The sequence below is a fragment of the Pseudolactococcus hodotermopsidis genome (assembly GCF_011170085.1).
In the GTDB taxonomy this organism is placed as follows: domain Bacteria; phylum Bacillota; class Bacilli; order Lactobacillales; family Streptococcaceae; genus Pseudolactococcus; species Pseudolactococcus hodotermopsidis.
The window spans coordinates 1-11,257 of the sequence record NZ_BLLI01000068.1 but is presented as its reverse complement, the minus strand read 5'-3'; the positions used below and the strand labels follow the sequence as shown (position 1 = coordinate 11,257).

General features: G+C 41.3%; 5 protein-coding genes and 2 pseudogenes. 1 reads left to right on the top strand and 6 read right to left on the bottom strand.

What is annotated here, in order from left to right:
* Positions 1-124, top strand: a pseudogene (locus Hs30E_RS11275) (IS5/IS1182 family transposase); the annotation flags it as partial.
* Positions 125-290: 166 nt separating this feature from the next.
* On the opposite strand, the gene pflB reads toward Hs30E_RS11275, so the two are convergent.
* The 6 genes and pseudogenes from pflB to Hs30E_RS09265 all read right to left on the bottom strand — a co-directional run.
* Entirely contained in the window at positions 291-2,591 is a 2,301-nt protein-coding gene (gene pflB / locus Hs30E_RS09290) for a formate C-acetyltransferase (RefSeq protein WP_172209683.1), read from the bottom strand.
* Positions 2,592-2,935: 344 nt separating this feature from the next.
* Entirely contained in the window at positions 2,936-3,856 is a 921-nt protein-coding gene (locus Hs30E_RS09285) for a magnesium transporter CorA family protein (RefSeq protein WP_172209682.1), read from the bottom strand.
* A gap of 70 nt (positions 3,857-3,926) precedes the next feature.
* Positions 3,927-5,669 (bottom strand): SEC10/PgrA surface exclusion domain-containing protein, encoded by a 1,743-nt coding sequence (locus Hs30E_RS09280; RefSeq protein WP_172209681.1) that lies wholly within the window; start codon positions 5,667-5,669, stop codon positions 3,927-3,929.
* Positions 5,647-6,288, bottom strand: coding sequence for a hypothetical protein (locus tag Hs30E_RS09275; protein WP_172209680.1), 642 nt, complete (start codon positions 6,286-6,288; stop codon positions 5,647-5,649). Before Hs30E_RS09275 ends, Hs30E_RS09280 begins: the two co-directional genes overlap by 23 nt.
* Positions 6,289-6,449: 161 nt before the next feature.
* Positions 6,450-7,775 carry a phosphopyruvate hydratase gene (gene eno, locus Hs30E_RS09270; RefSeq protein WP_172209679.1) on the bottom strand — a complete coding sequence of 442 codons (1,326 nt, stop codon included), beginning with the start codon at positions 7,773-7,775 and terminating at the stop codon, positions 6,450-6,452.
* Between the two features lie 413 nt (positions 7,776-8,188).
* Positions 8,189-11,257, bottom strand: a pseudogene (locus Hs30E_RS09265) (hypothetical protein); the annotation flags it as partial.

The following is an 11,257-nucleotide window of genomic DNA, read 5'->3' as shown; positions in this document are numbered from 1 at the left end:
GATTGAGAATATCAATGCTAAAATCAAAACCTTTAAGTGTATGGCTCAGAAATATCGTAATCGAAGAAAGAGGCACTTACTTCGGGCGTCCTTAATTTGTGGTATTATCAATTTCGAAATTTAATTTTGGGAGAAGTCTAATTAAACATGTCTTTCCTTTCTTTTGTGTTGCTTAGTAACTCACATTATAGAAGGAAGGATTTTTTTTGCAAAAAAATCGTCTGGGAATTTTTCCCACACGATTTATTATAGAGCCATAAATAGCGAAATTTTCAGATAGAATCGAAAGCTTATACTTCCATAGACAGAACTTCATGGAAGACACGGTGCGTCAATTCATGTTTTTGTTCTTTTGTGAGGTACTTCGTATTAACACAGTAACCAGAGATACGAACGATAACGTCTTCGCCGTTAAGAATCTTATCCTTAACATCAGCCAAGTCCATAACGTTCAAGTTGACGTGTTGACCACCATCTTCAAAGTAAGCATCAAGGACATCAACCAAGTTATCAACTTGTTCATCGCGTGTTTTACCAAGCGCTTTAGGCGATACTTGTGTTGTCAATGAAATACCGTCATTGGCATGTTTGAACTCAAGTTTTTCAAGCGTGCGAAGTGTTTGCAACCAACCACCTTTAGCTTTGTTAGAAGGATTGGCACCTGGAGAGAAGAACTCAACTTCGCTAAGGTTTGAAGTGCCATCTTCGTTCAAGAAAACACCACGGTGAACTGGCGAGTTACCAGTTTGTTTAGAGTAAGCCACGTTAGATGTGATTGTCAAGAGTGAGACAGTCGCTTCAGCATCTTTGTGGAGACGGTGGCTTGCCAAACGGTTGTGATATTGCGCCATGAGCCATTTTGCAATATCGTCAGCACGGTCATCATCTTCGCCATAACGTGGGTAATCTCCGATTGTTTCATAATCGTAGATATAGCCATTTTCGTCGCGGATAGGTTTAACAGTTGCGTATTTGATAGCTGACAAAGTATCAACAGTATTTGCGAAACCACAGATACCGAATCCCATGTTAGCGCGTTGGTGGCTAGGCAAGAATGCCATTTGAACCGCTTCATAGTTGTATTTATCAGTCATGTAATGAATGATATTCAAAGCATCTACATACGTATCAGTCAACCAGTCAAGAGATTTTTCAAAGTTAGCAATAACTTCGTCAAATTCTAAAACATCAGATTTGATAGGGTCAATGTTGAACACTTTATAATCACGATGAACATCATCATAACCACCATTGATACCAGTCAAGAGAGCTTTCAAGACATTGACACGTGCGCCAAAGTATTGGATATTGTGACGACCATCTTCATTTTCAGGATCAAGCGGCGACACACAACAAGAGATACATGACATCTCGCCATAACCCTCTTGCGCCATTGTTTTCACGCCCTCATACTGAATAGAAGAATGTTTGTGGCTCATGCTCATACAGTAACGTTTGAATGCGTAAGGCAATTCACTTGCCCAAAGGACAGTCAAGTTTGGTTCTGGAGAGTTACCAACGTTATCAAGCGTGTTCAAGAAACGGTAATCCATTTTTGTCACACGGTGTTTACCGTCATTGCCAACACCAGCCATTGAAGTTGTGATGAATGTTGGGTCACCAGAGTAGAGTGCATCATATTCTTTTGTCCGAGCAAATTTAACTGTGCGAAGTTTCAAAACGAAATCATCTACAAATTCTTGAATTTCTGACTCAGTAAAAGTACCACGAGCCAAGTCACGTTCTGCAAAAATATCAAGCACAATTGGCACACGACCAAGTGAAGTCGCTGCACCATTGATAACACGACAAACAGCCATGAACGCAATATTCGTCCATTGAATCGCTTCTTTTACGTTTTTGGCTGGTTTACGAACGTCCAAACCATACAAATCACCGAGTTTGGCAACTTCGCCAATTGCTTGGTACTGCATATTGATTTCTTCACGAAGACGAATTGTTTCCTCGTTGATTTCCTTGATAGCGTTCCAGTCAGCTGCTTTTTCTTTCATCAAGTAATCAGCACCGTAAACCGCAAGACGTGTATAAACCCCAACAATACGACCACGTGAGTAAGCATCAGGCAAACCTGTTACAGTATGTGCATGACGTGCTTTACGGATATTATTTGTGTAAGCGCGGAAAATCCCGTCGTTTACAGTTGTTACATGTTTTGTGTAAATCTCGTGCATGAGTGGGTCAGCCGTGTAACCATGCTCTTTGAGCGCAGTCTCAGCCATACGCACGCCACCTTTAGGCATAAACGACAGACGGAAAAGCTCAGAGTTTTGCAAACCATAGATAACTTCGTTTTCTTGGTCAATATAACCAGCAGGAATATCTGCGATTGACGCTGCGCGGTCAGAATCCATAGGGAACTCAGACGCTTCATAACGTTCTTTCGTTGACTCAATGATTTCTTTGATTTTCAAAGAACGCTCAGTTGGCCCAGCAAGGAAAGATTCATCGCCGTCATAGTTTTTGTGGTTAGCTTTTACGAAACGTGACACACTGGCTTTTTCTTTCCAGTCAGTTCCCGCAAAGCCTTCCCAAGCTTCTTCAAAGATGTTTTCAGTTACTTCAGTTGCCATTTTGGTTTTTCTCCTTCAGATATTGAGGCGACTGTTTTGAGTCGTAGAAAATAAGAGATTTGCACAACTCGTGCAGACAAATCATCTATTTTCCTAGACTCAAGAAGTCGAAACTCAATTACATTTAATAGACTGGTGATTGTCATCACCTGTTTTACTTTACATTCTTATAATATCATACAGTAATCGGTTTCACAAGCCAAAACGCTCAGAAATTTCACTTTCTTTTATGTAACAGTTTTCCAAAAAAGGTACAACTGTATCATTATTTAAAAAATTTTTAACAGATCAAAAACAAAACAGAATCGACAACTAAATTGCTAATAAATGCAACTCACACGCTTTTAAAACATTCGTTTACGCAGCATAACTCGAAAAACAATTGCACAAATCAGCCAAGTGACAGCCAGTATCAACCAAAAAGCAAACGGCCAATCTTGAAAAGGAAGCTTGACATTCATGCCATATAATCCAGCAATAATCGCAGGAATTGTCATGACAAAAGTTGCGCTAGTCATGATTTTCATGATGATGTTCAGATTATTTGACACGATATTTGAGAATAAATCGCTGAGATTTTCGAGCAATTTAAGCTGAATTTCCGTTGTTGTCAAGGCTTGTGCAGACTCAACATAGACATCAAAAATACGTTCTGAGAAACCATTTTCATCATGGGCTTGCAAAAAAGACATGAACTTTTGATACACTTCGATATTGTCCTCAAGCGCTGCCTCAAAATAAATCAAAGATTTTTGCGAACGAATAATTTCCATGATTTGCGCATTTTCTTGTGAATATTTCAGCTCATTTTCAATCCTCTTCATTCGCTTTTTATAGTCAGCAAGATAGTGATTAAAAGCGCGCGCCATAGTATTCATGACCTGAAAAATAATCTCGTGCTGATAACGTTTACCGTCATAATCGCGCTCAAAAATAGTGGTCAAATCACATCTATGATTGAGCGATAAAACAACAGCTTTCTTTCGATGATTGACAATCAAGGAAAATGGATAGACCTCAATCGCCCCCGTTTCCTCGTCAATAGCGGGATATTGTAGTAACAAGAGAATATTACCATTATCATCAACCTCAAACCGCGCATTTTCATCATCATCAAGAATCCCCGCAATATAATCAAACGGAAAGTCAAAAATACCCGCAATTTTACCAATTTCCGCCTTACTCGGCTGAACAATATAAGAAAAATCGCTATAATCGCTCGTTTCCACCAATTTTTGGTTATCTAATTTATAATTTTTAAGCATAATTTATTATAACAAAATTTAGCCCTCACAACGCAAAAAAGTCGTTCAATTCAACGACTTTTATAGCTGATTAATAGTTCTTTTTAAGATCAACAAGCGAGATTGTCCCAACAGTCATACCTGCAAGCATGATTGCACCAATCACAGTAAGGTAAGCCGACTCTTTTGTACTTGCATCTGGCAAAACTTTAGCTTTATTAGTGACAGGTGCTTTATTATAAGTTGCCGAAACTGGAACAGTGTCCTGTTTATTTGTTCCTGTCTCATCAATAACAGGCGCTTTACTTTCTTCTGGCGCTTTATAATTATCAAGTGCCCTAAGCGCCTCATAATGATTAGTCTGAGCTATCATAGCTGCATCAAGCAAGTCTTGGTACGGTTCGTAGGCCGCCACACGTTTAAGTGTCGCAAGGTCTCTAGCAGCCGTCAAGTCATCAAATTCCGATTGAAGGGGCGCAAGAATCGCTTCTGCAGCTTCAATCTTTGCCTTGGCATTAGCAATATCTTTCGCATAAAAGCCTTTGATTTCAGATACATAGGCTAAGTCCGCCTCAGCCTCAGCAAGCATTGCTTCAGATTTAGCCAATGCTACTTGTGCTGCTTTCAAATCTGCCTGCGCTACCACCAAATCGTCTTTGACTTTATCGTCAGAAACTAAGGTATTTGATTTATTAGTCGCCTCAATCAAGGCTGTTTTAGCCTTTGAAAGGTCATTTTGAGCAACTGTATTAGCTGCTTTAGCTACTGCCACGGCTGTTTCAGCTGATGCCAAATCATTTTCAGCTGTTTCACTCGCTTTTATCGTATCTACAACATTTTTATTAGCATTTTCTAATGTTTTTTGAGTAGCTGTCAACTTTTCTTGCGCTACTTTAAGGGCATTCTCAGCAACAACTTTCGCCTTAGTCGCAGATTCAACATTTGCAACAGCTTTTGAGTAATCAGGATTGTCAAACGTTTCCAAAACTGACGTGCTATCTCCTGAATCGCCCCTGAAAAAGTCCTGTGTATAAGAACCCTCCAAATAATAAGAGGCAAAATTCGTGTTCGTCGTACTCAACATATTGTTACGATGTCCCCAAGAAATGTCAGGATTCGTATTGTAATCAGCATACATCATTGCTGAGATGATATTAGCAAGCGATGTTTTCGCCTCATTCATCGTTGAAGCCTTATACCAATTTGGTCCCATATTTTGACCTGATTCTTGATAGGGATTTTTCTTGTCCTTTTGCCACAACACCACATGATTATTATAATCTGCTAACGTTTTACGATAAGCCATCTCTTCATCAATTGCATTTAAATTACCTTGAGTCATTTTATAAGGCGGCAAACCAGCTCGTTCACGCAAGTCATTAATCAGATATAAGCCATATGTTGACAATGCTAACTGTTGCTCATCAGTCAAATTTTTCCCTAATACATCACTATTGTCGCCTTTTGAATCATAGATAAACTCTGGATACGTATAAGTACTACCATTATCATGTACGTTACCATAAGCATTTTCGCCCTTACTCGCCTTTGCCTCATAGTCAGGGTTATAAACACTTTCAGGTACTTTTCCGTCAAAATCTACTGAAATATCAGACGTTTTTTTAGGTGTATCAGCTAACTCTTTTTGTGCTGCCGCCAATGTATCTGCTGCTGCTTTCACACTTGTTACAGCTTCATCAACGACTACTTTAGTCGCATTGACCTCTTCTTGCGCTTTTTCTTGCGAGTCATTTGCCTTATCAAATGCTACCTCTGCGTCAGCTACTGCTTTTGCAGCAACAACCAAAGTGTCATTTGGCAGTTGCCAAATCACTTTTAGCTTGAGTCGCTTTCATTTCCGCTTGTTTCAAAACCTTATCTGCCGCTACGACTTCTGCTTTTGCGGCAGCAATTTCTTCTGGTGTCCCAACTACTGCCATACCGTCAACAATTTTTTGAGCGCTATCAACAGCAGCTTTCGCCTCAACGACTGCTTTTTCATCCGCCTTTACAACTGCTTGAGCTGCATTAACGACATCAGTAGCCTTTTTCACAACGACTTCCTGATTCTCGAAAGCTTTTTGGGCAACTTCAAGAAAAGGTTTTACCTCATTAAGCGCTCCTTGGGCTGCCAATACCGCCTCAAAAGCTGTATTGACTTTTTCATTAGCAGTAGCTTCTTCTTTTACTGCCAATGTGACCTTTTCATCGTTATTAAGCGCCGTATGATAGGCAAGAGCAGCAGCATCTGCCAATCTTTTAGTCGTCTCAACGTCAGCTTGCAACTCAGCTTTTGATTTAGTTGATGTTTGTGTCGTCTCATCAGATGACACAAACTCACTCGTCGCCACACCACCTACTACCAACACCGCTAAAGCAGTTGAGGTGTAAAGCCACTTTTTACCAGCTTTCCATTGACGAAACGATGCCTTATCTTCCCATTTAAATGCCATAATTCTTCCTCTTTCTTCATAACAATACAACCATATAACATCTATTATACACTATTTTTACAAAAAAATGCTAAATTTTTCCATAGTTGATAAAATTCAGATTTTATTAACTAAAAAACACCTGCTACAAAGCAAGTGTTTTCATATTGTCTCTTTCTATCTTAGAAACGAGATTTATCTTTAATATTGTAGAATGAGTCAAGACCTTTGTAAACCGCAACTTCACCCAATTGATCTTCAATACGAAGTAATTGGTTGTATTTAGCGATACGGTCAGTACGTGACAATGAACCAGTTTTGATTTGACCAGCGTTAGTTGCCACAGCGATGTCTGAGATTGTAGAATCTTCAGTTTCACCAGAACGGTGAGAGACAACAGCAGTGAAACCAGCTTCTTTAGCCATTTCAATCGCTTCAAATGTTTCAGTTAAAGTACCGATTTGGTTGACTTTGATTAGAATTGAGTTAGACGCCCCCTCAGCGATACCACGTTTAAGGTAGTCAGTATTTGTCACGAAGAAGTCATCGCCAACAAGTTGAACTTTGTCGCCAAGTGCTTTCGTAAATTCTTTCCAACCCTCCCAGTCGTTTTCGTCAAGACCATCTTCAATAGAAATGATTGGGAATTTAGCTACGAGTTCTTCGTAGTAAGCAATCATTTCTTTTTCAGATTTAAGTTCCCACTCTTCTTCTGGTTTGTTAGCCAATTTACCAAATTCGTAAACGCCTTTTTCTTTGTTGTAGAACTCAGAAGATGCCGCATCCATTGCCAAAACAATATCTTTACCTGGCACATAACCAGCTTTTTCAATTGCTTCGATAATCACTTCAAACCCTTCATCGTTAGATTTAAGGTTGGGGGCAAAACCACCCTCATCGCCAACAGCTGTTGAATAACCTTTCGCTTTAAGGATTGCAGCCAAGTTGTGGAAAACTTCTGCACCATAACGGAGCGCCTCTTTAAAAGTAGGTGCGCCAATTGGCATAATCATAAATTCTTGGAAGTCAATAGAGTTGTCAGCATGCGATCCACCATTGATGATATTCATCATAGGCGTTGGCAAAACTTTCGTGTTGAAACCGCCAAGGTAGTTGTAAAGTGGTACTTCGAGGTAGTCAGCAGCAGCACGAGCAGCAGCGATAGACACACCAAGAATAGCGTTCGCACCTAATTTACCTTTAGTCGGAGTGCCGTCCAAAGCAATCATTGCGCGGTCAATCGCTTGTTGGTCGCGAACATCGTAACCGATAATTGCCTCAGCAATCACGTTATTCACGTTGTCAACAGCTTTTTGAACACCTTTACCAAGGTAACGAGATTTGTCGCCGTCACGGAGCTCAACAGCCTCGTGTTCACCAGTAGAGGCACCAGAAGGCACCATACCACGACCGAATGCACCTGATTCAGTGTAGACTTCTACTTCGATAGTTGGGTTACCGCGTGAGTCAAGGACTTCGCGAGCGTAAACATCAGTAATAATTGACATTTTTGTCTCCTTTAATTTTAAACACCCGATGGCATTTTTTCTTTACACTTCATATTACCATTTTTTTACATTTATTTCAAGAAAAAATACCTTTTTTACACGACAAACACACGCCTCTCCTCAAAATCAAATCAAATTATCAATTTTTGTTTAGAATTTACAATTACTGGCATATAAAAAACTACTTGACTACAGTGGACAAATAGTTTTTGTTTGGCTAGGTTATTGCGTGATGATTGATTCTTTTTTATCAAAGTTCCAACCAGTTACATTGACATTGCTATCATAACTAAAATACAAACTCCCACCTTTTAGTTTAGGCAAGTGCAAGTTACTTACACCCAAGTTAATATATCAAAAACAGCCTCTCACAAAAGAGGCTGTTTTCATCTTACTCTCTAACTAAACATTACTTAACCAAAACATCTTGACAAGCTATCATTAGCCGCCAATGCCTGAAGTCGTGTACCAATTTCACTTAGACCCAAAACTGGAATCTCAGAAATATCGATCATCACGGCATTGTGATTTTCTGTTGTGAACAAGGTTGAGCTTTCTGATGTGCCATTCACAAAGAACACAACATCATCTTCTGATAACACATCATAAACCACACTTGTTTCTTTATAGTTGTCATTCGGTGTCAAATCTGAAAGCGCAATTTGTTTCACAAACCCTTTCTTAGTCACAACCGTAAGCAACTCGTCTGAGGCAAAACTGCTCACAACTTTCGCAAAGACAACCTTTTCAAATGTTTCAATATCATTTGCCAACTCTGAAATAGCTTGACCTTTGGCATCACTATCAAAGCTCACTTGCGCCAAATCTTGAACTGGGCTGTAAATCATCCGACCAAGGTTGGTGAAGAGCAAGATACCGTCTGACAGGCTCGCTTTTTCAGCGAAGAAGGTTGTCAGCTTAGCTTTGATGCCCTTAACCTTATCATTGGTCATGAAAGTTGCATCCATGCGTTTGATATAGCCGTCTGTTGTCAAAGTGACAAGCGTATCCTCTGGTTTGCGACCGCCAAGATAAGCTGTACCCGCTACACCTGCAAGCAAGCCACCTAGACCAAGTGCTGACATCAACTGTGACTCTGACTTGCCGCTTGTATTTGGCAAGACTTTACTTGGTGATGCTGGACTTGGCGCTGGGGTTGGCGTAGTAGTAGCACCAGTATTTGGAATCTCTGGTGTTGCTGGGGCTGGCGCTGGTTCAGGTACTCCCGCACCTTTCGGTGTTGGATCTGTTTCATTTGGAATGCCATCCCCATCCATATCTGGGTCAAGTTTATTGATAATGCCGTCGCCGTCAATATCATCATCTTCATAGTTGGCAATACCATCGCCATCAACATCAAGCGGATTTTCGATTGGCAATGACGGATTACCTTCCACAAAGGTATTATCTGGAATCAAGCTACCTGATTGGTCACCATCTGGCGTTCTATCATAAGCATTGTAGATACCATCGCCGTCCTTGTCAACGTCTTTGGCATTTGGAATGCCATCGCCATCAATATCAGGATCTTGTTGATTTGGTACACCGTCGCCGTCAACGTCTGTCGGATCGCCGATAAGGTCATCAAGATTACCGTCATGGTAGCCATTATCAATCGTATCTGCCGCACCGTTTGGCGTTTCGTCCATTTCATTTGGAATGCCGTCGCCGTCGATGTCATCATCTCTGCCATTGACAATGCCGTCGCCGTCAATATCCTTGTCCTGACTGTTTGGAATACCGTCATTATCAACGTCGCCTGGCTCAACGATTGGATTCATCTTATCATTTTCATGGTAAGTATTATCTGGAATCAAGTCGCTTGGGTCTGACTGTTCGCCATTCGGCGTTTTATCGAACTCGTTATTGATACCATCGCCGTCAACATCGGCATCATTATCATTTGGAATGCCGTCGCCGTCAATATCTGGGTCTTGCTGATTCGGTACACCATCGCCGTCAACATCCGCTGGATTTGCGATTGGTTTAGACAAATCGCCGTCGTGATAACCATTGTCCTTAGCATCTGGCGCACCGTCTGGTGTCTTATCAAACTCATTGGCAATGCCATCCCCATCACGGTCGTTATCCAAAGCATTTTTAATGCCATCGTTGTCAATGTCATCGTCCATACTATTTGGAATACCGTCATTGTCAACATCTGCTGGCTCGGCAATTGGGTTTGTCCGATCGCCTTCATGATACGTATTATCTGGAATCAAGCTACCTGATTGGTCACCATTTGGTGTTTTATCGTACTTGTTATTGATACCATCGCCGTCAGCATCTTCATCGTCAGCGTTTTTAATACCATCGCCGTCAATATCATCGTCCTGTTGATTCGGAATACCATCGCCGTCCACGTCCGTTGGATCTGTAATTGGTTTAGACAAATCGCCGTCATGATAGCCATTATCAATCGGATCTGGCGCACCGTCTGGCGTTTTGTCAAACTCATTCTTAATGCCATCGCCATCGCGGTCATCGTCCAACTCATTCCTAATACCGTCGCCGTCAATATCGCCATCCTTGCTATTTGGAATACCATCATTGTCAACGTCTGCTGGCTCGGCAATTGGGTTTGTCTTATCATTGTCATGATACGTATTATCTGGAATCAAGTCGCTTGGGTCTGACTGTTCGCCATTTGGCGTTTTATCGTATTCGTTATTGATACCATCGCCGTCAATGTCTTTATCGTCAACGTTTTTAATACCATCGCCGTCAATATCATCATCCTGTTGATTTGGAAGACCATCGCCGTCTACGTCCGTTGGGTCAACAATCGGATTGGTCAAATCGCCCTCGTGATAGCCATTATCAATCGGATCTGGTGCACCATCTGGCGTTTTATCAAGCTCGTTGAGGATACCGTCACCATCGCGGTCGCTATCCAATTCATTCTTAATACCATCGCCGTCAATATCGTCATCCTTGCTGTTTGGCGTACCGTCATTGTCAACATCTGCTGGCTCGGCAATTGGGTTTGTCTTATCATTTTCATGATACGTGTTATCCGGAATTGACTCGCCTGATTGGTCACCACTCGGTGTTTTATCAAACTCATTGTTGATACCGTCACCGTCAGCATCTTCATCTTCAGCGTTCAACTTACCATCGCCATCAATATCGTCATCTTGCTGATTCGGAATGCCGTCGCCATCTACGTCCGTTGGATCTGTGATTGGCTTAGACAAATCGCCCTCGTGATAACCATTATCCTTAGCATCTGGCGCACCATCTGGCGTCTTATCAAGCTCATTTGGAATGCCATCGCCATCGCGGTCGCCGTCCAATTCATTCTTAATACCATCGCCGTCAATATCGCCATCTTTGCTATTCGGAATACCGTCATTATCAACGTCTGCTGGCTCGGCAATCGGATTGTTCTTATCATTCTCATGATACGTGTTATCCGGAATTGACTCGCCTGACTGTTCGCCGTTCGGTGTTTTATCGTATTCGTTATTGATACCGTCGCC

Bases quoted from the DNA above. Each gene is read 5' to 3' on its own strand.
- pflB (WP_172209683.1), bottom strand. From the start codon at position 2,591: ATGGCAACTGAAGTAACTGAAAACATCTTTGAAGAAGCTTGGGAAGGC.
- Hs30E_RS09285 (WP_172209682.1), bottom strand. From the start codon at position 3,856: ATGCTTAAAAATTATAAATTAGATAACCAAAAATTGGTGGAAACGAGC.
- Hs30E_RS09275 (WP_172209680.1), bottom strand. From the start codon at position 6,288: ATGGCATTTAAATGGGAAGATAAGGCATCGTTTCGTCAATGGAAAGCT.
- eno (WP_172209679.1), bottom strand. From the start codon at position 7,775: ATGTCAATTATTACTGATGTTTACGCTCGCGAAGTCCTTGACTCACGC.